Origin of the sequence: Stakelama portus (genome assembly GCF_003171655.1) — a bacterium.
Classification (GTDB): domain Bacteria; phylum Pseudomonadota; class Alphaproteobacteria; order Sphingomonadales; family Sphingomonadaceae; genus Sphingomonas; species Sphingomonas portus.
The window spans coordinates 68,778-94,029 of the sequence record NZ_QFZL01000008.1; the positions used below are offsets into that span (position 1 = coordinate 68,778).

At 63.5% G+C, this 25,252-nt stretch carries 28 protein-coding genes; 16 read left to right on the forward strand and 12 right to left on the reverse strand.

What is annotated here, in order from left to right; genetic code table 11:
• The first annotated feature begins 34 nt into the window (after positions 1 to 34).
• The gene (locus tag DKB74_RS17245; protein WP_109809434.1) at positions 35 to 502 is read left to right on the forward strand and encodes an Lrp/AsnC family transcriptional regulator; all 468 of its coding nucleotides are present in this window, start codon (positions 35 to 37) and stop codon (positions 500 to 502) included.
• Between the two features lie 96 nt (positions 503 to 598).
• Here DKB74_RS17245 and DKB74_RS17250 read toward each other — a convergent pair whose 3' ends face one another.
• On the reverse strand, positions 599 to 1,894 hold the full coding sequence (locus tag DKB74_RS17250) for a tetratricopeptide repeat protein (protein WP_109809435.1): 1,296 nt from the start codon (positions 1,892 to 1,894) through the stop codon (positions 599 to 601).
• 195 nt (positions 1,895 to 2,089) lie between these two features.
• Between DKB74_RS17250 and yaaA the strand changes: the two genes are divergently transcribed.
• From yaaA to gyrA, 3 genes are all read left to right on the forward strand, one after another.
• A complete protein-coding gene (gene yaaA / locus DKB74_RS17255; RefSeq protein WP_109809436.1) occupies positions 2,090 to 2,848 on the forward strand; it encodes a peroxide stress protein YaaA in 759 nt (252 codons plus the stop codon).
• Positions 2,845 to 3,546: an SDR family NAD(P)-dependent oxidoreductase gene (locus DKB74_RS17260; RefSeq protein WP_109809437.1), complete on the forward strand. Its 702-nt coding sequence runs from the start codon at positions 2,845 to 2,847 to the stop codon at positions 3,544 to 3,546. The genes yaaA and DKB74_RS17260 overlap by 4 nt, the downstream gene beginning before the upstream one ends.
• 214 nt (positions 3,547 to 3,760) lie before the next feature.
• Complete coding sequence (gene gyrA / locus DKB74_RS17265) at positions 3,761 to 6,559, forward strand: DNA gyrase subunit A (RefSeq protein WP_109809438.1); 2,799 nt, start codon at positions 3,761 to 3,763, stop codon at positions 6,557 to 6,559.
• A gap of 62 nt (positions 6,560 to 6,621) precedes the next feature.
• Here the strand turns inward: gyrA and DKB74_RS17270 are convergent, their stop codons facing one another.
• Positions 6,622 to 7,161: a hypothetical protein gene (locus tag DKB74_RS17270; RefSeq protein ID WP_109809439.1), complete on the reverse strand. Its 540-nt coding sequence runs from the start codon at positions 7,159 to 7,161 to the stop codon at positions 6,622 to 6,624.
• Between the two features lie 14 nt (positions 7,162 to 7,175).
• Positions 7,176 to 8,936, reverse strand: coding sequence for a tetratricopeptide repeat protein (locus DKB74_RS17275; RefSeq protein ID WP_109809440.1), 1,761 nt, complete (start codon positions 8,934 to 8,936; stop codon positions 7,176 to 7,178).
• Between the two features lie 99 nt (positions 8,937 to 9,035).
• Here DKB74_RS17275 and DKB74_RS17280 point away from each other — a divergent pair, with 99 nt between their 5' ends.
• The gene (locus DKB74_RS17280; protein ID WP_109809441.1) at positions 9,036 to 9,380 is read left to right on the forward strand and encodes a DUF952 domain-containing protein; all 345 of its coding nucleotides are present in this window, start codon (positions 9,036 to 9,038) and stop codon (positions 9,378 to 9,380) included.
• Here DKB74_RS17280 and DKB74_RS17285 read toward each other — a convergent pair.
• Positions 9,359 to 10,321, reverse strand: coding sequence for an alpha/beta hydrolase (locus tag DKB74_RS17285; RefSeq protein WP_161956904.1), 963 nt, complete (start codon positions 10,319 to 10,321; stop codon positions 9,359 to 9,361). The genes DKB74_RS17280 and DKB74_RS17285 overlap by 22 nt on opposite strands.
• Positions 10,322 to 10,481: 160 nt before the next feature.
• Here DKB74_RS17285 and DKB74_RS17290 point away from each other — a divergent pair, with 160 nt between their 5' ends.
• The 5 genes from DKB74_RS17290 (at position 10,482) to trmFO (ending at position 14,204) form a co-directional block, all read left to right on the forward strand.
• Positions 10,482 to 11,030, forward strand: coding sequence for a GbsR/MarR family transcriptional regulator (locus tag DKB74_RS17290; protein WP_109809443.1), 549 nt, complete (start codon positions 10,482 to 10,484; stop codon positions 11,028 to 11,030).
• Positions 11,031 to 11,117: 87 nt separating this feature from the next.
• A complete protein-coding gene (locus DKB74_RS17295) occupies positions 11,118 to 11,981 on the forward strand; it encodes a fatty acid desaturase (RefSeq protein WP_205007900.1) in 864 nt (287 codons plus the stop codon).
• Between the two features lie 23 nt (positions 11,982 to 12,004).
• Complete coding sequence (locus tag DKB74_RS17300) at positions 12,005 to 12,382, forward strand: hypothetical protein (protein WP_109809444.1); 378 nt, start codon at positions 12,005 to 12,007, stop codon at positions 12,380 to 12,382.
• A 3-nt stretch (positions 12,383 to 12,385) separates the two neighbouring features.
• Positions 12,386 to 12,841, forward strand: a complete 456-nt coding sequence (locus tag DKB74_RS17305; protein ID WP_145961040.1) for a hypothetical protein — start codon at positions 12,386 to 12,388, stop codon at positions 12,839 to 12,841.
• Between the two features lie 10 nt (positions 12,842 to 12,851).
• On the forward strand, positions 12,852 to 14,204 hold the full coding sequence (trmFO, locus tag DKB74_RS17310) for a methylenetetrahydrofolate--tRNA-(uracil(54)-C(5))-methyltransferase (FADH(2)-oxidizing) TrmFO (RefSeq protein ID WP_109809446.1): 1,353 nt from the start codon (positions 12,852 to 12,854) through the stop codon (positions 14,202 to 14,204).
• Positions 14,205 to 14,209: 5 nt separating this feature from the next.
• Here trmFO and DKB74_RS17315 read toward each other — a convergent pair whose 3' ends face one another.
• Positions 14,210 to 14,674, reverse strand: a complete 465-nt coding sequence (locus tag DKB74_RS17315) for an EF-hand domain-containing protein (RefSeq protein WP_109809447.1) — start codon at positions 14,672 to 14,674, stop codon at positions 14,210 to 14,212.
• A gap of 59 nt (positions 14,675 to 14,733) precedes the next feature.
• Positions 14,734 to 15,402 (reverse strand): squalene/phytoene synthase family protein, encoded by a 669-nt coding sequence (locus DKB74_RS17320; RefSeq protein WP_109809448.1) that lies wholly within the window; start codon positions 15,400 to 15,402, stop codon positions 14,734 to 14,736.
• A 114-nt stretch (positions 15,403 to 15,516) separates the two neighbouring features.
• Here DKB74_RS17320 and DKB74_RS17325 point away from each other — a divergent pair, with 114 nt between their 5' ends.
• The 4 genes from DKB74_RS17325 (at position 15,517) to dcd (ending at position 19,511) form a co-directional block, all read left to right on the forward strand.
• On the forward strand, positions 15,517 to 17,544 hold the full coding sequence (locus tag DKB74_RS17325; RefSeq protein ID WP_109809449.1) for a Tad domain-containing protein: 2,028 nt from the start codon (positions 15,517 to 15,519) through the stop codon (positions 17,542 to 17,544).
• Positions 17,545 to 17,584: 40 nt separating this feature from the next.
• Positions 17,585 to 18,214, forward strand: a complete 630-nt coding sequence (locus DKB74_RS17330) for a TadE/TadG family type IV pilus assembly protein (RefSeq protein ID WP_109809450.1) — start codon at positions 17,585 to 17,587, stop codon at positions 18,212 to 18,214.
• Positions 18,211 to 18,861 carry a TadE/TadG family type IV pilus assembly protein gene (locus DKB74_RS17335; RefSeq protein ID WP_109809451.1) on the forward strand — a complete coding sequence of 217 codons (651 nt, stop codon included), beginning with the start codon at positions 18,211 to 18,213 and terminating at the stop codon, positions 18,859 to 18,861. Before DKB74_RS17330 ends, DKB74_RS17335 begins: the two co-directional genes overlap by 4 nt.
• A gap of 95 nt (positions 18,862 to 18,956) precedes the next feature.
• On the forward strand, positions 18,957 to 19,511 hold the full coding sequence (gene dcd, locus DKB74_RS17340; protein WP_109809452.1) for a dCTP deaminase: 555 nt from the start codon (positions 18,957 to 18,959) through the stop codon (positions 19,509 to 19,511).
• Positions 19,512 to 19,824: 313 nt separating this feature from the next.
• On the opposite strand, the gene DKB74_RS17345 is transcribed toward dcd, so the two are convergent.
• The 4 genes from DKB74_RS17345 to DKB74_RS17360 form a co-directional block, all read right to left on the reverse strand.
• Entirely contained in the window at positions 19,825 to 20,253 is a 429-nt protein-coding gene (locus DKB74_RS17345; protein ID WP_109809453.1) for an ExbD/TolR family protein, read from the reverse strand.
• A gap of 28 nt (positions 20,254 to 20,281) precedes the next feature.
• Positions 20,282 to 20,758 (reverse strand): ExbD/TolR family protein, encoded by a 477-nt coding sequence (locus DKB74_RS17350; RefSeq protein ID WP_109809454.1) that lies wholly within the window; start codon positions 20,756 to 20,758, stop codon positions 20,282 to 20,284.
• A gap of 101 nt (positions 20,759 to 20,859) precedes the next feature.
• Entirely contained in the window at positions 20,860 to 21,621 is a 762-nt protein-coding gene (locus DKB74_RS17355) for a MotA/TolQ/ExbB proton channel family protein (RefSeq protein WP_109809455.1), read from the reverse strand.
• Between the two features lie 87 nt (positions 21,622 to 21,708).
• Positions 21,709 to 22,350 carry an energy transducer TonB gene (locus tag DKB74_RS17360; protein WP_239987583.1) on the reverse strand — a complete coding sequence of 214 codons (642 nt, stop codon included), beginning with the start codon at positions 22,348 to 22,350 and terminating at the stop codon, positions 21,709 to 21,711.
• Positions 22,351 to 22,612: 262 nt separating this feature from the next.
• Between DKB74_RS17360 and DKB74_RS17365 the strand changes: the two genes are divergently transcribed.
• Positions 22,613 to 23,449 (forward strand): hypothetical protein, encoded by an 837-nt coding sequence (locus tag DKB74_RS17365; RefSeq protein ID WP_193504497.1) that lies wholly within the window; start codon positions 22,613 to 22,615, stop codon positions 23,447 to 23,449.
• Between the two features lie 8 nt (positions 23,450 to 23,457).
• On the opposite strand, the gene DKB74_RS17370 is transcribed toward DKB74_RS17365, so the two are convergent.
• Positions 23,458 to 23,829: a dihydroneopterin aldolase gene (locus tag DKB74_RS17370; RefSeq protein ID WP_109809457.1), complete on the reverse strand. Its 372-nt coding sequence runs from the start codon at positions 23,827 to 23,829 to the stop codon at positions 23,458 to 23,460.
• 178 nt (positions 23,830 to 24,007) lie between these two features.
• Positions 24,008 to 24,640, reverse strand: coding sequence for a glutathione S-transferase family protein (locus tag DKB74_RS17375; RefSeq protein WP_109809458.1), 633 nt, complete (start codon positions 24,638 to 24,640; stop codon positions 24,008 to 24,010).
• Positions 24,641 to 24,734: 94 nt separating this feature from the next.
• Between DKB74_RS17375 and DKB74_RS17380 the strand changes: the two genes are divergently transcribed.
• The gene (locus DKB74_RS17380; protein WP_109809459.1) at positions 24,735 to 25,247 is read left to right on the forward strand and encodes a GNAT family N-acetyltransferase; all 513 of its coding nucleotides are present in this window, start codon (positions 24,735 to 24,737) and stop codon (positions 25,245 to 25,247) included.
• Positions 25,248 to 25,252 lie beyond the last annotated feature (5 nt).

Consider the following 25,252-nt stretch of genomic DNA (forward strand, 5'->3'; position numbering starts at 1 on the left):
CGGAACGATCCGTGCGTATCAGGGAGTTTTATGAATGCGATTCGACGAAATTGACATGCGCATTCTCGCTTTGTTGCAGGAAAACGGCCGCATGACGAATGTCGAATTGGCGGAACGCGTGGGGCTTACCGCCCCGCCCTGCCTGCGACGCGTGCGCGCGCTGGAACAGGAAGGTGTGATTCGCGGCTATCACGCAGCGCTCGAATCGGAAGCATTGGGCTATGGCCTGACCGTCTTCGCGATGGTCAGCCTGCGCAGCCAGGCGGAAAGCGATCTGCGGGCGTTCGAACAGCTCGTCGCCGATATCCCCGAAGTGCGCGAATGCCATATGCTGAACGGCGAGATCGACTTCATCCTGAAGATCGTCGCCCCCGATCTGCAGAGTTTTCAGCGCATCCTGACGACGCGGCTTACCACCGCGCCCAATGTCGAAAGCGTGAAGACGTCGCTGACGATCCGCACGTCGAAGGAAATGCCGGGCGTTCCCGTCCAGATCGACTGATCCGCCGATCGCCGGATCGCTCCACGGTCCGGCAAAGCAAAGGGGCGGAGCGGCCAATGCCGCCCCGCCCCGATATCGTTCGGATATGCCGCCCGCTTATTGCGCGGGAGCGGGCTCCGCCGGAGCGGCAGCCGCCGGCGCGGCATTGCCCTGGGTATCGAGCCAGACGGTCCAGAACTTCGCCAGATCGCCGATCGGACCGCCGCCGGTGACGGCGTCGAAGCTCGTCCGCGCGCTGGCGAGATCGCCCGCCTTGGCATGCGCGACGCCGAGATGCAGGTTGACTTCGTTGGCGTCGACGCCGCCCTTTTGCAGCGCCATCTGATACAGCGCCACGGCCTTGGCATAATCGCCCGAGGCGAGATAGGCGTCACCCGTCTGTGCGGCTGCCTGGCCATCGGCGGCACTTGCCGCTTCGCTTTCATAGGCCGAAAGCGCGCGTTCGTTGCGGATCGCGGTATTGGCGCGCGTATAAAGCTCGTTGAATTCGGCGGTGCTGGCCTGAATGGTGCCCGCCGCGCGGCCCGCATCGATCGCAGCCTTGGTTTCCCAGGGCAGGCCCGAATTGAACGCCGCGTCGCCATAGCTCAGATATTCGCTCTCGTCGGCGAGCGCGCCCGCAGCGCCGAGCAGGCGATACAGGTCGAGCTTCTGGCGATTGGTCAGCTGATTCTTCTCGCGGAAGATCAACAGCGTGCGGCGCCAGTTCTCAACCGTCGGATAGGATTGGAGCTCCATCATCAGCCACTTGGATGTGCCGGCCGTATCGCCGGAATTATAGAGCTTGGAAATTGCGAGCCGATACCAGTCGGCCGGGGGCACGTTACCTGCGGCCTTTTCCGCGACAACCGCGCGCTCGAGCGCAGCCGCGCCTTCGTCCACCTTGTCCAGCTGGAAATAGCAGCTGGCGATCAGCAGCGGCAAAGAGGCCTGATTATAGCCCAGTTCCTGCGCCTTCAGCAGATAGGGCAGCGCCGTGGCATAATCCTTGGCCAGCACGGCGCGGCGCCCGCGCTCATAATTCAGCACGGGGGCATTTGCCGCCGGAAGCTTCGGGCTGGCGAGCAGGCGATCGAGCGCGGGCACTACGCCGGCATCGTTGCCGCGACCCAGTTCGAGCTGGAAACGCATCCAGTTGGCATAATATTTTTCGTCATCGCTCTGCGCGACTGCTTCGGCCTGCGACAGCGGCGCTTCCGCTTCGTCGAACTTCTTGGCGGCGATCAGCTCCTGCGCCTTGGCGGCAGGTTCGCGGAATTCGCGGCTGAGTTCGAGCTGCGGTTGTTCCTGTTCGCCGCCGCGATTGCGCTGCGCATTGGCTGGCGAAACGCTGATGGCAGCGACGCTCACGCCGAGTGCTGCGGCGACCGCGAACCTGGAAACAAAATTCATACTGAAACTCTCCTCATCCGGCTTTGGGGGCCATAGCGGGGCACGCTGTATCCACCAGCGCGGCGCCGTTCAAGCGCAACCGCCCAGACACGTGTATCGCATCGCCGGGCTGAACCTCATTTGAACCGCCTCATTTGAACCACAAGCCATCAAGGCTTTTGACTCCTCCCCGCGCGCGACGCTAGGCGGCAGGCGATGCTTGCCCTCCTGTCGCCCGCTAAGACGCTCGATTATGAAACCGGGTTCCCTCAGGTCACCCCGTCGCAGCCGCATTTCGCCGAAGAAGCGCTGACGCTGGCGCGCGGCGCAGCGCGGCTGTCGCGCCGGAAGCTGAGTGAGCTGATGCATATTTCGGACAAGCTGGCCGATCTGAACGCCCGCAGATACGCCGATTTTGCCGATCAGGACGAACGGCCCGCGCTCTATGCCTTTGCCGGAGACGTCTATACCGGTTTCGAAGCGCGCACGCTGGACGAACCCGCCATCGCCTTTGCGCAGGATCATGTCCGCATCCTTTCCGGGCTGTACGGGCTGCTGCGCCCGCTCGACGCGATGCGCCCCTATCGTCTCGAAATGGGTACGCGCTGGGCGCCGGGCCGGGCGAAGACACTCTATGACTGGTGGCAGGACCGGATCGCCGACCGCATTGCCGAGGAATTGCGCGAGGAAGGATCGGATATCGTCCTCAATCTCGCCAGCCAGGAATATTGGAAGGCAGCGCAGGGCAGGCTGCCCGAATCGATTCGCGTCATCGATGTCGATTTCCGCGAGCCCGGCCCCAACGGGCCGCGCTTTGTCAGCTTCCACGCCAAAAAGGCTCGCGGGCTGATGGCGCGATGGATGTGCGAGCATATGATCACCGATATCGAAGCGATGAAGGGCTTCGATACCGACGGCTATCGGTTCGATCCCGAGGAAAGCAGCGACACCAGCTGGCGGTTCAGTCGCGCATGAGCCAGGGCGCGGCAGTCGTCATCGGCGCATCGGGCGGCATCGGCGCGGCACTGGCCGATGCGATCGAGCAGGAAGACACTTTCGCCGCCGTGCACCGTTTCGCGCGCAGCCTTTCGGGCGAGCGCCATATCGACCTGACCGACGAAGCCAGCATCGCCGCCGCGGCGGAACGGGTGGGACGTGGCCCCGCGCCGACGCTGATACTGGTCGCCACCGGGCTGCTCCATGATGCGGACCAAGGCCCCGAAAAGGCGATGCAGGATCTGGACGCCGAATGGATGCTGCGCAATTTCGCCGTGAACAGCGTCGGCCCGGCTTTGGTCGCCAAGCATTTCGTGCCGTTGATGCCGCGAACCGGGACGCCGGTGCTGGCGGCGCTGTCTGCGCGCGTGGGCAGCATCACCGACAATCGGCTGGGCGGATGGTACAGCTATCGCGCGTCGAAAGCCGCGCTCAACATGCTCCTGCGCAATATCGCGATCGAGGCGAAGCGCCACAGCGACCGCGCGATCGTCGTCGGCCTGCATCCCGGCACGGTCGATACTGCGCTGTCGAAGCCGTTTCAGGCCAATGTTCCGGCGGGGCAGCTGTTCGACACCGAACGCGCGGCGCTGCAACTGCTCGATGTCATCGAAGCGCTGAAGCCAAAGGACAGCGGGCGCATCTTTGCCTGGGACGGCGCCGAAATCGATCCGTGACCCCCGGCGCGATCACGGAACCCGTATATCAGGCAGGTATCGCGGACATCGCCCGCGCCAGTTCCGATCGCTGCACGCCGACCAATCGGCCGATCGCGCGGGTGACTGTGTTTCCTCGCGCGCACGCGTGCGCGTACGCGCGGGGCTTGGCATCCCCTGCCCCAGTCGCTAGTGCGTTTCACACGAACGAAACACTTCCAGAAAGTCCTGTCTTTTGACCGACGAGACCGTCCTCGCGGACCCCTCCGACATTACTCCGATCTCCATCGTTGATGAGATGAAGACCAGCTATCTCGATTACGCGATGAGCGTGATCGTGAGCCGCGCGCTTCCCGATGTGCGCGACGGGCTGAAGCCGGTGCATCGCCGTATCCTCTATGCGGCGCAGGAAGGTGGCTATGTCGCCGGGCGGCCCTATCGCAAATCGGCGAAGATCGTCGGCGACGTGATGGGTAATTACCATCCGCACGGCGACAGCGCGATTTACGACGCGTTGGCGCGCATGGTGCAGGACTGGTCGATGCGCGTCCCGCTGATCGACGGCCAGGGCAATTTCGGTTCGATGGACCCCGATCCGCCCGCCGCGATGCGCTATACCGAATCGCGGCTGGCCAGGGTGGCGAATTCGCTGCTCGACGATCTCGACAAGGACACGGTCGATTTTCAGGCGAACTATGACGGTTCGCGCGAGGAGCCGTCGGTGCTGCCGGCGCGATTCCCCAATCTGCTGGTCAATGGCGCGGGCGGCATCGCCGTCGGCATGGCGACGAATATTCCGCCGCACAATCTGGGCGAAGTGATCGACGCGTGCCTTGCCTATATGGAAAATGGCGCGATCACTGCCGAAGAATTGATGGAAATCGTTCCCGGCCCGGATTTCCCCACCGGCGCGATGATCCTGGGGCGTTCGGGCTGCCGCTCGGCCTATGCCTCGGGCCGCGGCTCGATCATGGTGCGCAGCCGCTATGACATCGAACAGCGCGGCGACCGTCGGTCGATCGTGCTGACCGAAATCCCCTACCAGCAGGGCAAGAACGCGCTGGTCGAGAAGATCGCCGAAGCGTCGAAGGAAAAGCGGATCGAGGGCATCAGCGATATTCGCGATGAATCGAACCGTGAAGGCGTGCGCATCGTCATCGACCTGCGCCGCGACGCGACACCCGAAGTGGTGCTCAACCAGCTGTGGCGCCACACGCCCGCGCAGTCGAGTTTCGCCGCCAATATGCTGGCGGTGCGCGGCGGCCGTCCCGAGCTGTTGAACCTGCGCGAAATCATCGAAGCTTTTGTGAAGTTTCGCGAGCAAGTCATTACAAGGCGGTCGAAATATGAGCTGATGAAGGCGCGCGAACGCGCCCATTTGTTGCTCGGCCTGGTGATCGCCGTCACCAATCTGGACGAAGTCGTCCGCATCATTCGCGGCTCCTCCAGCCCCGCCGCCGCGCGTGAGGCATTGCTGGCACGCGAATGGCCGATCGCCGAAATCGCAGGCTATATCCGGCTGGTCGAAGCGGTCGAGACCGAGATCGAAGGCGACACCTATCGCCTGAGCGACCTGCAGGTCCGCGCGATCCTGGATCTGCGCCTCCACCGCCTGACCGCGCTGGGCCGCGACGAGATCGGCGACGAGCTGGCGAAGCTCGCCGAAAGCATCGCCGAGCTGCTGGCGATCCTGGCCGACCGCGTGAAGCTGTATCAAGTGATGCGCGAGGAACTGGTCGCGGTGCGCGATCAGTTCGCGACGCCGCGCCGCACCGAAATCGCCGCCGCCGCCGACGGAATCGACGATGAGGATTTGATCGAGCGCGAAGACATGGTCGTCACCGTGACCATGCAGGGCTATATCAAGCGCACCCCGCTCGACACGTTCCGCGCGCAGAAGCGCGGCGGCAAGGGCCGCGCGGGCATGACGACGAAGGACGAGGACGCGATCTCGAACCTGTTCGTCACGTCCACTCACACGCCGGTGCTGTTCTTCTCCACTGCGGGCAAGGTCTATCGCCTGAAAGTGTGGCGGCTGCCCGAAGGCGGACCCGCCACGCGCGGGCGGCCGATGGTCAACCTGCTGCCGCTGGCGGCGGGCGAGACCATCTCCACCGTGCTGCCGCTGCCCGAGGACGAAGCCGAATGGGGCAAGCTGCACGTGATGTTCGCGACGCAGCGCGGCACCGTGCGCCGCAATTCGATGGATGCGTTCACCAACGTGCCGTCGAACGGCAAGATCGCGATGAAGTTCGACGAGGATAGCGACGACCGCCTGATCGGCGTCGCGCTGCTCGACGAATCGGACGATGTGCTGCTCGCCACGCGCAACGGCAAGGCGATCCGCTTTTCCGCCACCGACGTGCGCGAATTCCAGAGCCGCAGCTCGACCGGCGTTCGCGGCATTTCGCTGGGCGAAGGCGACGAAGTCATCTCGCTGTCGGTGCTTGCCGGCTTCACCGCCAGCACCGAAGAGCGCGACGCGTATCTGAAGGCTGCGCCGTGGAAGGAAGGCGACCGCGAAGTGACGCTCGACGCCGAACGGATGCGCGAGTTCGAGGAAGCCGAGGAGTTCCTGCTGACCGTCACTGCGAACGGCTATGGCAAGCGCACCAGCGCCTATGAATATCGCCGCACCAATCGCGGCGGTCAGGGCATTACCAATATCGTGATGTCCGACCGCAACGGGCCGGTCGTGGCCAGCTTCCCCGCACATAATGGCGAGCAGCTGATGCTGGTCACCGATCAGGCGAAGCTGATCCGCACCACCGTGGGCGATATCCGCATCGCCGGACGCAATACCCAGGGCGTCACCATCTTCCGCGTCGGGAACGGCGAACATGTCGTTTCGGCCGCCAAGATCGACGAAGAGGAAGAGCCCGAAAACGCCGCCGAAGAAGCAGTGGCCGAGGAACGCACCGAAAATGCCGGGGACGAACCGCGCGATCGCCTGACGGTCGATGACGGCACCGGCCCCGAAACGCTGGGCGAGCAGGTCGACGAAAGCGGCGAGGACGAAGACGACGCCGAGTGACGGCATTGAGGGCAGCGGTCAGGGAACCCCGCTGCCCTCCTCACCCTCGGCCGGCAGGGGATTCAGGAAGCGCCGTTCAGCCGGTCGCGGCATCGGGTGAGCCAGTTATAGGCAAAGCCCGCATTGCCCTGAAGATCGACTCGCCCATAATCGACGCCGTCGAAGCGGATGCGCACATATTGCGCGCGTTGCATGAGCGCCAGCGCCGCGTCGGAGGACGCGCCCGCGCCCCAGCCCGCCCAGGCGCGATCCCAGAATCCGCTGTCATACCCGCCCGAGCGTGAAGTCGTAGAACCCGCGCCTTCGAAATCGAGCGTCATCGGGAAATTCTCGTCCGGGTCGGCCGCCTGTGCCTTGTCCCAGCCATTCACCAGCATCGTCACGCCCAGATTGGAATCGCGCGCGCGCAGGCTGAGCTCGAGCTTGAATGGCGTGTCGGTGCCGGGCAGCACCCCGCCCGCCACGGTGAAATAGCAGACTCCGTTGCGGTCGTTGCTTTCGAAACTGATCGAACGGGTTTGCTGGGCCGAAGCGGTGCCGCTGAAAAACAGGGCGGCAAGCGCCGCGCCGATCGCATATCCGGTGCCCGAAACGGCTTTCATCCCCCTGACCTTCCTCAACAATATGGATTGGAGCTGGAACAGACACTGGTGCCGCCCGAATAGTATCGAATGGCATTGTCCCAATTGTGCTGATCGATGATCTGGCCGACGGTTCGGCCGGTATAAGCAGGCGTCGTACCGACCGAGGAAAAGCTGGGGCTCCAACTGGTCCAGGCACTGGTCCAGGCGGCGCGGCGGCGTTGCCGCTCCCATTCGATTTCGGCCTGTTGGCGGCGACGTTCGTTTTCGACGCGGATCGGTTCGGCGCGCATCGAGCGATAGATGGCGGCGGCCATTTCGCTGCCGCGTTCGGCGGCGATACGCATATAGGATTCGCCCTTGCTGCGATTTTCGGCGACTCCGTCGCCATACCAATAGGCCATGCCCATCCAGATCGCCGCATCGACATGCCCCACCCGCGCGGCATTTTCGATCAGGATCACGCCATTTTGGGGATCGGGCGCGTCGACCAACCCAGGCAGACCGTAATAGAGCCAGCCGCCGAGCAGCCATTCGGCATCCTCGTTCCATTCGCGCATCAGCCGCACCACGGCGTCGAATCCAGCCTTTGCCTGTGCCCCGCCGCGCTCGACAGCGGCCTTTGCGTCCGCGATCTGGTTTGCTGCGGGCTGCGCCGGATCGATGGCCGGGATACGATTGCGCAGGCCCGGTTCGGCATTGGCGAGCCGCGCTGCATCGCTACAGGCGGCGCGCGCGCCGAGACGACATGCCTTGTCGGCCAGCGCCACCGCGACGGCAGTGTCGCGATCGACTTCGATGCCGCGTGCATAAATATCGGCAAGGCTGCGGCACCCGGCGGCGAAATCGAAATCGCAGGCGCGGCGCCAGTAATAGACCGCTTCCCCCTGAGTCGAGCGGGCGCCGGCGGGGTGCGCCATGCCGAGCTGGCCAAGCCGGAAACATGCTTCGGGCGAACCGCCCCGGCACGAAGTGACGAGAAACTGTTCGCCGCGCCGCACCGTATCCGCCGCCGAGGCGCGCGAAAGCGTGTCGCCATGGATCGCACAGAGGCGCAGCCGATCGCCCCGCCCCCGGGTACAGCCGGTCGCGGCGGCGCTGGCGGCTTCGCGCGGATCGGCGGCGACGCCGGTTCCGCTGGTATAGGCATCGACCAGCCCGAGGCACCCCCAGGCGAGATTGCCGGTGCAGGCATTGCGAAACATCGATACCGCCTGCGCTTTCCCGGCGGCGTCGTTCCCCGAAAACAGGCGGCGCGCCTGAAGCCGGCAGCCCTCGTCCGACCCCGAAGCGCAGGCGCGATCGGCGATCGCCGCCGATTGCGTGTCCTGACCCGGGTCGCCCGATGACGCCATGGCCGCGGCCATCCCCGCGCAACTATCCTGATCGCGCAGCGCGTTGCAGCCGCGTTCGGCCAGTTCCCCGGCAAGCTGGGGATTGGTGAAACCCGCATCGCCGTTGCGCAGCATTGCCGAAGCACGCGCACAGCCGGGGCCCGAACCCTTCTGGCAGGCGAGGATATAATAGCCGATCGACACGCGCATATCGGCGGTCAGATCCCCCGCCCCGCTGTCATAGGCACGCGCAAGCCGAAGGCAGCGTTCGGCGCGTCCACGGCGGCAATCGCGGTCCCAGCGGATCGCGACGCCGTACAATGTGAACGGCATCATCTGCTTGCCGTTGTACACCGCACCATCGGCATGACCGTCATAGGCCGAAGGCGCGTCCTGCGCCTGTGCCGCACTCGCCAGTAACAGCGCCGCGAGCAACAAAGTCCAAGAACCGATAACGCGCATAACAGCCTCTCCCGGCCCTGTTTGCGACGATGCGGAATAAGGCCTAGCGACGATGGGAACGCGCTGTAAACGGCGAACGGAAAGCTAACGGAGTTTGTAATGGAAACAGTCGCCTACAAGGTTCTGACCAGCGATCAGATGGGACAATTGGAGCGCGATGGCAGTTTCGCGGGTGCACCGATCGACCTGGCCGATGGCTATGTCCATCTTTCCACTGCCGCGCAGCTGACCGAGACCGTCGACAAGCATTTTGCCGGCCAGAGCGACCTGTGGGTCGCGGCGGTGGACCTTGCCGCCCATGGCGACGCGATCCGATGGGAGGAAAGCCGCGGCGGCGCGCTGTTCCCGCATCTCTATAGCGTCATGGTGCTCGACACGGTGCTGGCCTATGGCCCGCTGGAGCGCGCCGGCGACGGCTCGGTTCAGTTGCCCGTCGCCGGTTGACTAGGTCGTACCTGCGGCGGCATGTCGGCGAGCGAGTCGGCGGGATAAAGGTGCCGGATTCCGGTGGAAAAGGCGCAGGGAAAGATGCTGGCATGCGTCTCGTCGCCGAACACCTTGTGCTCGACCGTAAGTAACGGATCGCGGCGCGCTTCGAGCAGATCGGCGAAACGTGCCAGCTGCGACACCATCGGATGGCCGGTCAGCTCTTCCCAGGCGCCGACCCCCATCCACACCCGCGTCGCACGCGGCAGCGCCGTCACCGCACCTGCCGTTTCGCGATCGATCAGCCATTGGTCGCGATACCACAGCGATGGGCTGACGATCAGATAGCGGTCGAACAGATCGGGCCGCGCCTGGAGCGCCCAGGACGCGAACAGTCCGCCAAAGCTGTGCCCGGTAAGCGTCCGCTGCGCCGGATCCACGCGAAAGCGCGCGGCAATCAGCGGCATCGCCTCGGTTTCGATCATCTTCAGGAAATCCGGACCGCCGCCCGACCGCGCCTGAAACTGCGCGCCATAGCCACCGTCTTCGGAGAAGATCGGCGTATAGTCGCGGCTGCGATGGGTCCGATAGGCGACGGGATCGGGATAGCCGCCGGCATAGGCGATACCGATGACGATCTGGTCCGGGATGTGATTGCGGTCGGCAAGATGTTCGATATGCGATGTCGCCAGCGCGAAGCTGTAATCGGCGTCGAGCAGCCAGATCGTCGGATAGGACTTGTCCGGACTGGCATCATAGGTCGCCGGAACGCGGACATAGAGCAGATAGTCGACGCCATTCACCGCCGAACGGAATGGAAGGACGCTGGAAAAGGGAATGCGCAAGCCGCCCTCGCCCGTTGCGGTGTCGGAGCATGCAAATGCCGGCACACCGGCAAGTGCGCCCCCGCCCCCGATCGCTGCGCCTTTCAAAAATCCGCGTCGCGTATTGTCGGTCATATCGTCCCTCCCGGCCCCCGGGGTTCCATCGGACCTGGTGGCGAGCAACCACAATGTGCCAGACGGCGGCGCCCGCGCGATCAACGCCGTTGCGCAGCCGTTTCGAAGCCGGTTGACTCTTCGCCATATATTTCTGTAATTACAGAAATAGGAGTTACCCATGAGTCTGACCGATCATCCCGATGCCAAGGCGTTCATCCTCCATTGGGGGGAAATGGGCACCCAATGGGGCGTCAACCGGTCGGTCGCGCAGATCCATGCGCTGCTCTATCTGTCCGCCGATCCGCTGACGGCCGAGGATATCTGCGATTCGCTCGGGCTTGCCCGGTCGAACGTGTCGAACGGGTTGAAGGAGCTTCAGGGCTATTCGATCGTGCGCCGCGTCCATGTCGAGGGTGACCGCCGCGACCATTTTGTCGCCGAAAGCGACCTGTGGGAAATGCTGATGCGGATCGTTGCCGAGCGCAAGAAGCGCGAGATCGATCCGACGATCCAGTTGCTCGGCGAACTCGCCGAGCGGCTGGCGAAGGACGAGACTGCGCCCAAGCATCTGCGCGAGCGTGTGACGCGGATGCACGAGTTCATCTCGACGCTTACCAACTGGTATGAGCAGGTGCGCAGCCTGCCCAAATCGACTCTCGTCACGCTGATGAAGCTGGGCGCCCGCGTCGCGCGCTTCATCCCCGGCGGTACCAAGACCGGGGACTGATTCCGACAAGCCGAAACGACAGGAACATCGCATCATCACGCCAATCAATTTCTGAACTTACAGAAATATTCGAAAAGGAGAAACGTCATGGCAAAAGCGCCCGACCCGCAAGCTCCGATGGCCGCGATGCGAAAACTGCCCTGGCGTGATCTGACCCCGATGACGCAGCGCGAAGGGCTGATCGAGTGCCTCCACCCGCTGCCATGGCTTGGCGCAAGCTGGGTGGCGGCGAGCTATGGCTGGTGGCTGGTCGCCCTGCCCGCCTCGTTCCTGTTCTTCCTCACTGCGCTGCGGCTCAACCATGAAGCCGTGCACGGCAATCTGGGCTTTTCCCCGCGCGGGCACCGGCGCGTGCTCCATGGGCTGAGCCTGTTGATGCTCGGGTCGAACCATTCGGTGGCGTATAACCATCTGAAACATCACAGCCGCATCGGCACGCCCGAGGATATTGAAGGCAAATGCGGGCGGATGTCCGCGTTGCGGGTGCTCGCCTATGGTCCCGCTTTCCCGATCGAAACGCATGCCAATGCCTGGCGGCATGGCGGGTCTGCGGTGCGGCGGCGGATGGCAGTCGATGCCGGGCTGAACGTCGCAATGGTCGCGGTCGCCGTGGCGAGCGGCGCGGCGTTTCTGCTCTATCACCTCGCCGCGATGCTGGTCGCGCAATGCCTGACCGGATTTTTCGCGGTGTGGATCACCCATCATGACGTCGAGGACAGCGGGTTGGACGCCCGCACCCAGCGGTCGGCGCTGATCAATTGCCTCAGCTACAACATGTTCCTGCATCTCGAGCACCATCTGTTCCCGGCAGTGCCGGTGAAGCGGCTCGGCATGCTGGCGGCGCGGATCGATGCGGAATTCGTCGCCGCCATTCCTCCCGTTTCGATGGTGCTCCCTCTTCCTTGGGCGAAGGCGAGAAACATCGACAATATCCAATCCAGCGGCTGCTGAACTTCCAAGTAAGGAGACATTGAATGCCCGAAGCTGTCTACGGCCTCTATCTGGCCATAACGATCGCTATCACCATCTGGGTGGCGCGCACGCTTTCTCGCAATGGCGTGGTCTTCCTCGTCCAGTGTTTCGGCCACAATGAGACCTTGGCACGCTCGACCAATCACCTCCTTGTCGTGGGGTTCTACCTCATCAACATCGGTTTCATTTGCCTGACGCTGAGCTTGGGCAGCGAACCCACCACGCTGAGCAGCGCGATCCGTTTTCTGAGCGCTAAGGTTGGGTTGGCCGTGATTGTCGTGGGCGCCATGCACTTCTTCAATATGGGTGCCATCGCCCATTTCGGACGTACCGTCGAAGGCTGGTTTGCGGCGCAAAACGCCGCGCGAGCGGTCGGTTGACCCATGGCACCGCAGCTAAGATCGGAAATTCGGATTGCGGCGTATGCGATTCCGGCAATTGCAGCCGGACCGTGTTTCCTCCTGTCGTTCGGGCTATGGGCTCTGGTGACCCTGACCGATCCGATCCCTGTCGCTGTGGCAGGCGAGTATGGACTGATCGCCGAAATTTTTCGGCTGTTACCCTTCTTTGCTGTGGCCGGCATCGTGGGATTTATTCCCGCGGTGCTGGTTCTGGCGATTGGAGTCCGATTGGCGAGCTACGTCGGTCAGATACTTTTCTCCGCTCAATTTTACGCTGTTTGGGGAATGTTGGGTGGTGGAATCGCGGCGCTGATCCTGCTGCCTTTTAACCACGGTGACTGTTCCGATCCCGGCAGCTTCGCCTTCCTCGCCACCGGCACCCTATGCGCGCTGCTCGCGCGGCGTTATGTGCGCTGGCTTCCCGAAGAGAGCGAGTAACAAGGCGCGCATGACGCACGACATTCATATCATCGGCGGCGGTTTGGCCGGATCGGAGGCCGCGTGGCAGCTGGCGCAGGCGGGGCACAAGGTGCGGCTTTCGGAGATGCGCGGCAGCGGCGACATGACGCCGGCGCATCAGACCGACGGGCTGGCAGAACTCGTCTGTTCGAACAGTTTCCGCTCCGATGATGCCGAGCGCAATGCGGTCGGCCTCCTCCATCAGGAGATGCGCGATCTGGGTTCGCTGATCATGGGCAAGGGCGACGAACATAAAGTCCCCGCCGGGTCCGCGCTCGCGGTTGATCGCGAGGGATTTTCGCAGGGCGTAACGGCTGCGCTGGAGTCGCATCCCAATATAAGCATCGTTCGCGAACGCATTGATTCCATTCCCGAAAGCGGCATGACGATTATCGCCACCGGGCCGCTGACTGCCGAGAGCCTGGCAGGCAGCATCGCGGGCGTGACCGGCAAGGATCAGCTCGCTTTCTTCGACGCGATCGCGCCGATCGTCCATCACGACAGCATCGATATGTCGATCGCGTGGAAGCAATCGCGTTGGAACAAGGGATCCGAAGGATCCGAAGACGGCGATTACATCAACTGCCCGATGAACAAGGAGCAGTACATCGCCTTTGTTCAGGGGCTGCTCGACGGCGAAAAGACCGAATTTCGCGAGTGGGAGAACGTCCCCTATTTCGACGGCTGCATGCCGATCGAAGTGATGGCCGAACGCGGCATCGACACGCTGCGCCATGGCCCGATGAAGCCGGTGGGGCTCGACAATCCGCATGATCCGACGCCCGAATATCCGCAGGGCCGCTGGCCCTATGCCGCGGTGCAGCTGCGCCAGGACAATGCCAGCGGCACCTTATGGAACATTGTCGGGTTTCAGACGAAACTGAAATATGCGGCGCAAGTTGCTCTTTTCCGGACGATTCCCGGCCTTGAAAATGCCGAGTTCGCGCGACTGGGCGGGCTGCATCGCAACACTTTTATCAAGTCGCCCGAACTGCTCGATCCGACACTGCGGCTGAAATCGGCACCGCATGTCCGGTTCGCGGGGCAGATCACCGGTTGCGAAGGCTATGTCGAAAGCGCGGCGATCGGCCTGATGGCGGGGCGCTTTGCCGCCGCCGAACTGGCGGGCGAAACGCTCAGCCCTCCGCCGGTCGAAACCGCGCTCGGCGCGCTGCTTCACCACATTACCGGTGGCGCGGAGGCCGCGACCTATCAGCCGATGAACGTCAATTTCGGGCTGTTCCCCCCGGTGACGGGCAAGGGTCGCACGCGCAAAGCGGATCGCAAATTGCTCTATACGGGCCGCGCGCGCGAAGCCTTTGCGGAGTGGATGCCGGCCTGAACCGCTCAGTCTTCGTCCGACGCGCATCGGCACGATGGCGTCGGGCGCGGGCGCGAGGAACGCGTGCGCGTCGCGGCGAATTCGGCGCGAGTCAGCGTGCCGTTGCGATCCTTGTCCGCGCCCGCATAGCGCGTGGTGGTGGTGATCGCCCATTCCTCGAACGACAATTTACCGTCGCGATTGGTGTCGAGCCGGGCAAAGGAGGTCCGGCGCGAGCGCAGATATTCCTCTCGCGTGACGATCTCGTCATGATCGCGGTCATAGCGGTCGAACCGTTTTTCCTCGAGCGTCTTCTCGGTCGCTTGCGGCACGATTTCGGGCAAGGGGGTTGGCGACGGCGCGGCGCTGTGCGTCGCCACGGGCGGGCGGGGTATCGCCGCCTCTTCGGGTGCGGCGAGGCCGCGATAGAGGAACATGCCGGCCAGTGCCATGCACAGCGCCCCGGCGGCACCCACGAAATAGCGCCACATGCCCCCAACCTCCCCTATGGTCGGCAAAGGCTAATGCGGCGGCGCATCGTCGCGCAAGCCTATCGTCCCGAGATCCGGTGCCAGAGCAGGCGCGCAAGCCGGGCGGGCGATCCGACCGGTGGCTGGCCGCCGCGCGGCAGTGCAAGGTCGCGGCGTGCGAGCAGCGTCATGCCGCCAAGCGCGCGCATGGCGCCGCTCCATCGTGCGCGCTTCGCCGCTTCCAGATGGCGTGCCGCCATTTCCCGCGCCCTTTCTGCTTCGTCGGCGCGGTCGAGATGGCGCGAAAGATCCGCCAGCGCCCATCCCCGCCCTGCTTCGGCCAGAGGATCGCCAGCACGCGCGCCCAGCGCCGTACCGGCAAGCGCGAACAGGGTTTCGCCCCGCCCCTTCGCGAACCGCTCCAGCGCTTCCGCATCGAGCTGCTCGCTTTCGATCAACACGTCCCAGCCTTCGACAATCTCGGCAAGGGCAGCACCCGAAACCCCGGCAGGCAGTACCGACTCCGCCAGCGCGACCAGTACCGGCTCCGCAGGCGGCGGCGCGCTGTCGAGCCGCTGCAGCGCATCGCGCCACCATTGCAGCCGGATCTGCCCCAGCGCCGGCTCGCTGGTCGTCGCCAGCAAGCGCGCGAGCGCATCGTCGAGCGCCAGCAACGCCGCTAGCGCGTCACGCCGACGCGCGGGCGCATAGGTCAGGATCAACTGACGTTCCGCTTCCTCTGGCGTCATGCCATCACCATCCTGTGTTGCCAGCGTAAGCGGGAAATTAACCTTGGGCGTTGAAAACCCCTTATCCGCTCGCCGGCCATAGTCCGGCGTTCTTGGGGGAATGTCGACACCGCCATGGCGCAGGAAGAACATCGAAGGACTACGGCACGCGGATTCCTCACCGCGCTGGGCCGCGACGTGCGTGCGAACACGATGGCGATCATGGCTATTGCCCTGATCCCACTGGCAGGCATGGTCGGCGGAGGTATCGACATCAGCCGCATGTACATCGTCAAGACGCGTCTGCAACATGCCTGCGATGCCGGCGCGCTCGCCGGACGCAAGACGATGGGCGCAGGCGTCTGGCGATATAATAATTATGCGGCCCGGACGGCGGCAGAGAATTTCTTCGACGCCAATATTCAGGCGTCGCCCTATGGCGCGACCAGCCTGACCCGCACCTTTACCGAAAGCGGCGGCAAGGTGACCGGCACCGCATCGGCGACGCTGCCGATGACGTTGATGCGCATTTTCGGCAAGACCAACGAGACGCTGACTGTCACCTGCGACGCGGAAATGCGTTTGCCCAATACCGATGTGATGTTCGTTCTCGACGTCACCGGATCGATGGGCAGCAAGGCGGTGAACACGGATACGCAGACCAAGATCCAGAGCCTGCGCAGCGCCGTGAAATGCTTCTACGAAGTCGTGGCACGCTATGACACGACCGAAAATTGTTCGGGCGGCAATCAGACCGGCGGCACCGGACAGGTGCAGGTCCGCTTCGGATTCATGCCGTACAACACCAATGTGAATGTCGGAAAGCTGTTGCCGACGGCCTATTTCGCAAACAGCTGGGCCTATCAGTCGCGCGAGCCCGACTGGTCTACGTCAACATCGTACCAATGGGTCGATCAGCCGAACAGCACCGGCCCGACCGGAAACGATTCCGGAACCTGGAGCGATTGGGAAAATTACGGCGGCGCCCAGTATTTCAGCTGTCCCTATTACCCCTCGAACGGGACGACCGGGCCGACCACCAGCACGTACGACACCGAGGTCACCACCAACGGCAACACGCGATATTGGGATACGCGCACCGTCACCGGCTATGTCGATACCGAATATCAGACCGTCTCGGCGGGCTTCGGGGGCTGGGCCTGTCAGCCGCAAGTGCGCACGCGGCTGCGCGGCAGCTATACCAGCGTTCGCCATACCCAGATCAACATGCCGACCACGACGCAGACATTCCATGGCTGGCATTATGGCAAGGTCACTCAGGATATTTCCGGCCTGAAGGACGGCACCAACTGGAACAACTCCGTCACCCTGCCCATCGGCAGCAATGGCACCGGACGCGCGGTCCAGTGGGACGGGTGCATCGAGGAACGGACGACGCAGAAAACAAGCAATTCGAATAGCGCGCCGACCAACGCCAACGACCTAAACATCGATATGGTGCCGTCGCAAAGCAACGCCGACAGCCTGTGGGGTCCGGCGCTGCCCGGCGCGATCTATATGCGCAAGGCATGGCCGGGCAATTCGTCGACCGACACCAGTTCGTGGCAATATGATCCGCAGGATTATGACGGCGATTACAACAACAATCCGAACTATTTCTGCCCGACCGAGGCGCGCAAGCTGACGACGTGGAATAATGCGACCAGTTTCGAATCCTATGTCAACGGCCTGACCGCGAACGGCAACACCTATCACGATATCGGTCTGTTGTGGGGCGCGCGCTTCATTTCGCCCGACGGGATCTTCGCGTCGGAAAACGCCACTACGCCGACCGGCGGATCGATCGTGCGGCACGTGATATTCATGACCGACGGCGACACCGTCGCCAACAATACCGACTATGCCGCCTATGGCCTGCCCTGGTTCGACCGGCGTCAGAATTCGAGCGGCGGAGTGCCGAGCAGCAGCGAAATGAACAATCGCGTCAATGCGCGATTCCTCGACATCTGCACCAAGATCAAGAACAAGAATATCACGCTGTGGGTGATTTCGTTCGGCAACGGATCGAACAGCACGACCGAGTCGCGGCTCGAACAATGCGCATCCGAAGGGCGGTATCGCACCGCACGCGATTCGGCGGCGCTGCAACAGACATTCAGCGCGATCGCGGGCGAGATTTCGCAGCTGAGGCTGACACGATGAGCGCGATCGCGGGCGAGATTTCGCAGCTGAGGCTGACACGATGAGCGCGATCCGCCGCCTTGCCGCCCTCGCCCGCCGTCTGCACGCCGAATCACGCGGTGCGACGCTGGTCGAATTCGCGATCGTCGCGCCGACGCTGTGCCTGTTGCTGGTGGGGGCATTCGATGTCGCGCACACGCTGTACATGCGGTCGGTGCTGCAGGGCATCGTGCAGAAGACGGCGCGCGATTCGACGCTCGAAACGGGCAGCGCCACATCGCAACAGAGCGCATTGGACAATGAAGTCCGCGCACAGGTCAAAGCGCTCGCCAACAATGCGACGGTGCGCTTCAACCGACGCTATTATCGCACCTTTACCGAAGCTTCGAACGCGACTCCCGAAAGCTGGACCGATACCAACCACAACGGACGATGCGACGCCGGCGAACCCTATGAAGACGCCAACGCCAATCACATCTGGGATGCCGATGGCGGCAATTCGGGTCAGGGCGGCGCAAAGGACGCCACGCTCTACACCGTGACGGTCAGCTATCCGCAGATGTTCCCGCTCTATCGGTTCATCAACGGATCGGATGCGGTCACGCTGACTGCGTCCACGGTGCTGCGCAACCAGCCCTATGCCGACCAGGACAGCTATGCGACGAATGTCGTCGTCAGGAACTGCACATGATCGGCCGCTTCAATCGCCTGTTCGGCCGCATCCGCGACTTCCACCGGGATAATTCGGGGCTGGCGCTGCTCGAATTCGCACTGACGCTGCCGGTGTTGCTGGTGATGAGCCTGACCGGGGCGGAGCTGACCAACTTCATCACCACGCGGATGCGGATCAGCCAGCTGGCGCTGCATATCGCGGATAACGGCGCGCGTATCGGTTCGGGCGGGCAGCTGATTGCCAAGACGATCAGCGAGACCGACATCAACGACCTGCTGACCGGCGCCGGGCTGCAGGCGGGAGAGCTCGATCTCTATACGCATGGCCGCGTCATCATTTCGAGCCTGGAACCCGACCCGGACCATGCCGGGAAATACAAGATCAGCTGGCAGCGGTGCCGCGGCGCGATCACCAGTCATGCCTCCAGCTATGGCCGCGCGGGCGACACCAATCTGACCGGCATGGGCCCCAGCGGGCGCCAGGCGATCGCACCGGCGGACGGCGGCACGATCTTCGTCGAGGTCTATTATGATTATCAGCCGCTGATCAAAACGTCGCTGGCGCCCGAAAGCGGGATCACCGAAATCGCGTCGATGATGGTCCGCGACGCGCGCGATTATTCCCGGATCTACAATAGCGAGGGGGCAACGCCCTCCACCTGCTGACCGCGGATGCGCGACGGCGCGCGGCCGACGCGCATTTACCGCTTGCAGCGAATGCTCCGGACCGCGAAACGGGCGACAGCAATCCGGGAGCTTCCATGGCCATTTTGTCCGACCGCTGGATTCGCGAGCAGGCGCTCGCAAACGGCATGATCGAACCCTTTGTCGAGGCACAGCGCCGCGAGGGCTGTATCAGCTATGGCCTCAGCTCCTATGGCTATGACGCCCGCGTCGCCGACGAATTCAAGATCTTCACCAATGTCGATAGTGCGATCGTCGATCCGAAGAATTTCGCGGCGAACAGCTTCGTCGACCGTCAGACCGATGTCTGCGTCATTCCGCCCAACAGCTTCGCGCTGGCGCGGACCGTGGAATATTTCCGCATCCCCCGCGACGTGCTGGTGATCTGTCTTGGCAAATCCACCTATGCGCGGTGCGGGATCATCGTGAACGTGACGCCGCTCGAGCCCGAATGGGAGGGGCATGTCACGCTCGAATTTTCGAACACCACGCCGCTACCCGCACGCGTCTATGCCAATGAAGGCGCGTGCCAGTTCCTGTTTCTGAAGGGGAACGAGCCGTGCGAGACGAGCTATGCCGATCGCGCGGGCAAATATATGGGGCAGCGCGGCGTTACCCTGCCCCGGCTCTGATCGCCGGTCCCGGCGACTGACATAAGGGTCGGCGGGCGTATAGCGTGGGGTTCGCGCGAAGCGGCTCCGGGAGCACGTGTAAAGCGGCGTCTTTGTCGCGGCCTAGTCTGCAAGCTCGCGATGCCTGCCTTCGCTACTAGGTCGTGGGCGGCAAACGGACGACGGTTTCATCAGCGGCGGCCGCCGCGCCTTGCTGCACCGACGATCCTTCGCGGCGGTCGCGCCTAGGCGAGCCTTGCGCGGCAGCCCTTCCGGAAACAAAAAAAGGCAGCCCCGAAAGGCTGCCTTTTCCGTGTTCGCTCGATCGCTTCGATCAGAAATCGTTGCGATACTGTTCGTTGCCCACGAAACCGAGCTTGGTGACGTTAGCGCGCTTGATGATCGCAAGCACCTTGTCGACCGTGTCGTACCGAGCCTGCGGATCAGGCTGGAAGTGCAGCTCGGGCTGCGGATCCATCTGCACCGTGGTGTCGAGATACTGACGCAGCGTCACGTCGTCGATCTGTGCGCCGTTCCAGAACAGGCGGCCATCGGGGTCGATGTACAGCTTGTTCTTTTCCGGCTCCACCAGCGGCGGCGTCTGCGGCTGGCTGTTCTGCGGCAGATCCACCTTAACGGCGTGCGTCTGAATCGGAATGGTGATGATGAACATGATGAGGAGCACGAGCATGACGTCGATCAACGGCGTCGTGTTCATTTCCATCATCGGTTCGCCGTCGTCGCGGCCACCGCTCATTGCCATCTAGAGTACTCCTTCGAAACGCGCCGGATCACAATGCGGGGGCGGGGCCAGGTTCGGGTTCGGAAATGAACCCGACCTTGGCGAAGCCGGCCTGCTGCATCGTGAAGATCGTACCGCCAATGCAGCGATAGGGCGTATTGATGTCGCCGCGGATATGCACTTCGGGCAGTTCGAGCCCGACAGCATTCACGCCGCCCTGACGCTCGATTTCATCTTCGAGCTTCTTCACTGCCCGTTCGAGCAGTTCACCCGATGCGATGCGGGTCGTGCCCCAATATACTTCGCATCCTTCCGGACCGGCCTTCACCGAGAGAAGAACGTTTTCCGGTTTCGTCGTCGTCACCTCATACTTCACCTTGGGAAGTTCGAGATCAACGGTCTGGATCACGACGGGAACCGCAATCAGGAAGATGATGAGGAGCACCAGCATGACGTCCACGAGAGGCGTCGTGTTGATGTCCGACATCGGGGTGTCATCACCACCGCCGCCTGTGCTCACTGCCATTACGCGTTATCCTATCCTTCGCATGTCGCGGGACACGTGCGTCGGTCCCGCCGCAAGGTTCGCCCCGACCCGAAGCCGGGCCGAACCCTGCCAGTCGTTACTTACGCACCCGCGGGCTTGGCAGCCGGCTTGGCGACCGGAGCGGCCTTCACATTGACTTCCGGACGGACGGCGCCGTTCGAAGCCAGATAGCCGAGCACGTCGTTGGTGAAGGCGTTCATCTGCTCCGCAATCGCCTTGTTGCGGCGCTGCAGGAAGTTGTAGGCGAGCACCGCCGGAACGGCGACGACGAGACCGAGGGCGGTCATGATCAGCGCTTCACCGACCGGGCCGGCAACGGCGTCGATCGAAGCCTGACCGGCAGCGCCGATCTTGATGAGGGCGCGATAGATGCCGACCACCGTACCGAACAAGCCGATGAACGGTGCAGTCGCACCGACGGTGGCGAGGAAGGCCAGGCCGCCGTTGAGGTCGGAATTGATGATCGCTTCCGAACGGGCGAGCGAACCGTGCAGCCAGTCATGCGCTTCGACCGGATCGGTCAGCTTCGAATGCTGGTTCTGGGCTTCCAGACCGTCTTCGACGAGCTGGCGATAGGCCGAGTTCTTTTCGAGCTTGGCAGCGCCTTCACGCAGGCTGTTCGAATTCCAGAAGCTCTTACGGACGCGGCGGCCCTGGTTCAGGATCTTCTGCTGCTCGAACAGCTTCGTGAAGAAGATGTAGAGCGAGAAGAAGAGCATCGTCACGAGGATGATGAAGACGGACCAGGCGATGACACCGCCCTGTTCCAACGCTTCCCAAAGGCCGTAGGGGTTATCTCCGGCCGGTGCAGCAGCGCCTGCAGCGAGAATGGTCGTGAGCATGTTGCGTTCTTTCCTCTAGATATATGTGTTGGTCGTTCCAGACTGCGACGCCCCGAGACGGCCCGATGCGCCGACCATATTACTTATCTACCGCTCAATCTGCCAGCGCACCGCCTGGGTGCGGGTTTCCTCGATCTTGTTGCCGTTCTGATCCTCCGCAGGGCGGAAGCGGAAACGACGCTCGATAAGGCTGCAGGTTGTGCTGTCGAGCAGCGATGAACCGCTCGAACGAACCGTCGAACAACTCGTCACGCGGCCATTGGTACCGATCGTGTAACGAACAGTCGTCACACCCTCGTCCCCGGCACGACGCGCTGCCGACGGATAGTCGTCACGACTGATCCCACCGCTACGCAGATCAGCCTTCTGCGCCACCCGCGGAGGCGGAGGCGGAGGCGGCGGAGGCGGCGGAGCCGGCGGACGCGGAGGCGTCGGCGGCGTCAGCGGCGGCGGGGGGATGTTAATGTCATTGGAGACATTGAACGGCGGCGGTGGCGAGGGAACCTGCACGCGCGCAGGCGGCACGACCACCTGAGTGGGCGGCGGCGGGACCGGCTGGTCCGGCGGCGGCGGCGGCGGTGGCACTTCCTCTGGCGGGGGCGGCGGCTCTTCAATATCGAAGACGTCCAGATTTTCCTGGGCCTTCTTGATATATTGATACGCCAGGCCAGTGACGAAGGCATATCCCAAGCCGGCAACGATAACCGCGACCATTATGATCGCGACCATTCTGCTGCCACTTACATTCCGGTCAGCATAAGCCATTCGGCGTCGACACTCCTCATATTCCGACCCAGTAGGTCCCGGTAGCGTGGCAGGGGCACCACGCGTGAACCCACCCGCCGTGCGCTCTTGCGTCCGGCGGCAGAGCGCGAGTTTCTATCGTGGCGTCCTGAACGACGCAAACGCTTTGTCGGACGAAGCCCACGTAATAGCGATTGGTGACAGATTTATTTTCCTGTTTTCGTCCGATGGGGTAACGCTGGAAACCATGATCCGTATCCCTCTCCTGACGCTCAGCGGAGCGCTTTTGATCGCTTCCGCATCGCCCGCAGCCGCGCAAAACCGCGAAATTTCCAGCGAAGCGGTTCCCGCGCCCAATTATGGCGACATCGCCTCGCATGTGCTGGAAGCGCCGCTGGTGATCGACGCGACGATTCGTTCAACGGTCGAAATTCGTGGTGCCGAAGCCGTGAATCTGGCGCCAGGATATGCTCGATTCTATGCCGAGGCGGATGTTTCGGCGCTGATCCGGGGTTCGTCAGCGATCCCGCCAAGGGTCGGTTTCGTCACCGATGTCCCGACCGATTCGCGGGGGCGTCCGCCCCGGCTGAAGCGGTTGCGGGTAATCCTGTTCGCCCGTCCCGTTCCGGGACGCCCGACGATGGTTCAGCTGACTCGAACCGATTCGTTTCGCGCGTGGAGCCCGGCGCTTGACGCGATGGTGCGCCAGATCGCGCGCGACGTGGTCGATCCGGCCGCCCCGCCCGCGATCACCGGCGTCGGCAATGCCTTTCACGTACCGGGAACGCTTCCCGGCGAAGGCGAAACCCAGATTTTCCTGATGACCGAGACCGGAGCACCGGTATCGCTCCAGATTCTCCGGCGGCCGGGCCAGCAGCCGCGCTGGGCAGTCTCGCTGGGCGATATCGTCGACGATTCGGCCGGGCCGCCCGCGCCGGACACGCTGCTATGGTATCGCCTCGCCTGCGGTCTGCCCGCCGAACTGCCGGCTTCGAGCCTGAGCAGCGAGACGGCTGCCAACGCCCAGACGGCGCGGATGGACTATCGATTCGTCCTCAACCAGCTGGGGCCGTGCAGCCAGTAGCGATTCGATCAGCGGCGGTGACGAACGAGCGTGATGCCGATCGATTCGTCGCGCTCGGCGATCGCAAGCTTGATGATCCGCACCTCGACGCGGCGCACACGCGAATCGCTGATGAACAGCGTGTCGGCGATATGATCGGCGACACCTTCGATCAGCGTGAAGTGCACGTCCTTGGGCAGGCCGTCGGTCGCGGCATGCTTGAGGTCGATATAGCTTTTCGACGCGCTCAGCGGCGTATCGGGCGCGAAGCGTTCGGGAATGTCGATATCCGCCGTCACCGAAATACGCAGCGGCTGCGGCAGATGGGTTTCCTCGGAATAGATACCGGTCAGAATCTCGACTTCGAGGTCATGGACCTGAAGCTGCAGCAAATCGGGCAATCGAACGCCTTTCACGGGAAAACTGGCTGGCGCTCTAAGCCCTGCCCCGCAAAACGGCAATGCCGCGGAAGCCACTGCCGCATCAGGCCTGATCGCGGCGGCGGCTTTCGCGCAACGCATGGGCGTAGCCGAAATATCTGCGCGTTCGCGCAATCGTCGATCGGCTTGCCCTGCGCTATCAGGCGCCGGCGCTGGGCCGCGCCGACGCTTCCTCGTGCCAGCGCCAGAGATTGGTGAGACGCTGCGGCACCTCGAGCTTCACACCGCGCGCAAAGTCGAGCGTGACCAGCGCAGTGATGTCGGCAAAGCTGTAGCTCTCGCCCGTAACCCAGTGGTGCGTCGCAAGATGGCGGTCGAACGCCTCCAGAAAGCAGCGCCACATCGCAACGCCGCGCGTCGCCAGCTCCGGAATCTGCGGCACCGCGCCGAAATTGCCGACAATCGCACGGTCTTTGAACACCGGCCGGGTGTTGCGATAGGCATAGACGACGGCGACATAGCCGTCCCCTTCGATCCGGCGAGTCCAGCTGGCGATTCGGCCAATCTCGCGCGGCGTGGTGCCGAACAGCGGCGGATCGGGGTACTCGGCCTCGAAATAGCGACAGATCGCAGCCGATTCGCACAACACTTCGCCATCGTCGAACGCCAGCGCAGGCACTGCGCCGCGCGGATTGATCGCAAGATATTCGTCGCCCAGTTGTTCGGACGATTTCAGGTCGATCTCCTCGCGAGGCACCTCGATGCCTTTTTCCGCCAGAAATATCCGCACCCGTCGCGGACTCGGCGCCCATGCCGCATCATAAAGCTTCATCGCTACACCCTCGGTTCAGCCTTGCTTCACACGCGAAACACGCTAAACGCCGCCGCCCCCGGCGTCCATGCCGGCGCAGTGGAAGGAATGCGCGGTGATCGAGCTCGTGCCGCTGGACGCGATCCCTGAAGCCATGGTCGAGGCATTGCTCGACCGTGCGTTCGGTCGCGACCGCCATGGCCGCACCGCCTATCGGATTCGCGAGGGCGTGGATGCCATCCCGGCGCTGAGTTTTGCCGCGCGATTCGCCGACGGCCGGCTTGCCGGCACGATCCAGTGCTGGCCGGTGGCGCTTGCCTGCGACGGCAGCGGGACCGTGCCGATGGTCATGGTCGGCCCGGTCGCCGTCGATCCCGAATGGCAGCAGGAAGGAATCGGCCGGATGCTGATGGCCGAAATGCTGCGCAGTGCGGATGCCGCGGGCATGCCGGCGCTGATGCTGATCGGCGATCCGGAATATTATGGCCGATTCTTCGGCTTTACCGCCGATCGCACCGCGCGCTGGCGACTTCCGGGACCGGTCGAACGCCATCGCCTGCTCGCCCGTGGCGCGTCGGTGCCCGATTGCGCGGGCATGCTGGGGCCCGATCTGCGCAAGGCCGCCTGAGCCCC

Coding starts and splice junctions, on each gene's coding strand:
- DKB74_RS17320 (WP_109809448.1), bottom strand. CDS start 15,402: ATGACGCCAGAGGAAGCGGAACGTCAGTTGATCCTGACCTATGCGCCC.
- trmFO (WP_109809446.1), top strand. CDS start 12,852: ATGACGCACGACATTCATATCATCGGCGGCGGTTTGGCCGGATCGGAG.
- DKB74_RS17270 (WP_109809439.1), bottom strand. CDS start 7,161: ATGAAAGCCGTTTCGGGCACCGGATATGCGATCGGCGCGGCGCTTGCC.
- DKB74_RS17280 (WP_109809441.1), top strand. CDS start 9,036: ATGGAAACAGTCGCCTACAAGGTTCTGACCAGCGATCAGATGGGACAA.
- DKB74_RS17295 (WP_205007900.1), top strand. CDS start 11,118: ATGGCAAAAGCGCCCGACCCGCAAGCTCCGATGGCCGCGATGCGAAAA.
- DKB74_RS17275 (WP_109809440.1), bottom strand. CDS start 8,936: ATGCGCGTTATCGGTTCTTGGACTTTGTTGCTCGCGGCGCTGTTACTG.
- DKB74_RS17285 (WP_161956904.1), bottom strand. CDS start 10,321: ATGACCGACAATACGCGACGCGGATTTTTGAAAGGCGCAGCGATCGGG.
- DKB74_RS17250 (WP_109809435.1), bottom strand. CDS start 1,894: ATGAATTTTGTTTCCAGGTTCGCGGTCGCCGCAGCACTCGGCGTGAGC.
- DKB74_RS17350 (WP_109809454.1), bottom strand. CDS start 20,758: ATGGCAGTGAGCACAGGCGGCGGTGGTGATGACACCCCGATGTCGGAC.
- DKB74_RS17330 (WP_109809450.1), top strand. CDS start 17,585: ATGAGCGCGATCCGCCGCCTTGCCGCCCTCGCCCGCCGTCTGCACGCC.
- DKB74_RS17360 (WP_239987583.1), bottom strand. CDS start 22,350: ATGGTCGCGATCATAATGGTCGCGGTTATCGTTGCCGGCTTGGGATAT.
- DKB74_RS17245 (WP_109809434.1), top strand. CDS start 35: ATGCGATTCGACGAAATTGACATGCGCATTCTCGCTTTGTTGCAGGAA.
- DKB74_RS17300 (WP_109809444.1), top strand. CDS start 12,005: ATGCCCGAAGCTGTCTACGGCCTCTATCTGGCCATAACGATCGCTATC.
- DKB74_RS17365 (WP_193504497.1), top strand. CDS start 22,613: ATGATCCGTATCCCTCTCCTGACGCTCAGCGGAGCGCTTTTGATCGCT.
- DKB74_RS17325 (WP_109809449.1), top strand. CDS start 15,517: ATGGCGCAGGAAGAACATCGAAGGACTACGGCACGCGGATTCCTCACC.
- DKB74_RS17305 (WP_145961040.1), top strand. CDS start 12,386: ATGGCACCGCAGCTAAGATCGGAAATTCGGATTGCGGCGTATGCGATT.
- DKB74_RS17345 (WP_109809453.1), bottom strand. CDS start 20,253: ATGGCAATGAGCGGTGGCCGCGACGACGGCGAACCGATGATGGAAATG.
- DKB74_RS17290 (WP_109809443.1), top strand. CDS start 10,482: ATGAGTCTGACCGATCATCCCGATGCCAAGGCGTTCATCCTCCATTGG.
- DKB74_RS17335 (WP_109809451.1), top strand. CDS start 18,211: ATGATCGGCCGCTTCAATCGCCTGTTCGGCCGCATCCGCGACTTCCAC.
- DKB74_RS17260 (WP_109809437.1), top strand. CDS start 2,845: ATGAGCCAGGGCGCGGCAGTCGTCATCGGCGCATCGGGCGGCATCGGC.
- yaaA (WP_109809436.1), top strand. CDS start 2,090: ATGCTTGCCCTCCTGTCGCCCGCTAAGACGCTCGATTATGAAACCGGG.
- dcd (WP_109809452.1), top strand. CDS start 18,957: ATGGCCATTTTGTCCGACCGCTGGATTCGCGAGCAGGCGCTCGCAAAC.
- DKB74_RS17315 (WP_109809447.1), bottom strand. CDS start 14,674: ATGTGGCGCTATTTCGTGGGTGCCGCCGGGGCGCTGTGCATGGCACTG.
- DKB74_RS17375 (WP_109809458.1), bottom strand. CDS start 24,640: ATGAAGCTTTATGATGCGGCATGGGCGCCGAGTCCGCGACGGGTGCGG.
- DKB74_RS17355 (WP_109809455.1), bottom strand. CDS start 21,621: ATGCTCACGACCATTCTCGCTGCAGGCGCTGCTGCACCGGCCGGAGAT.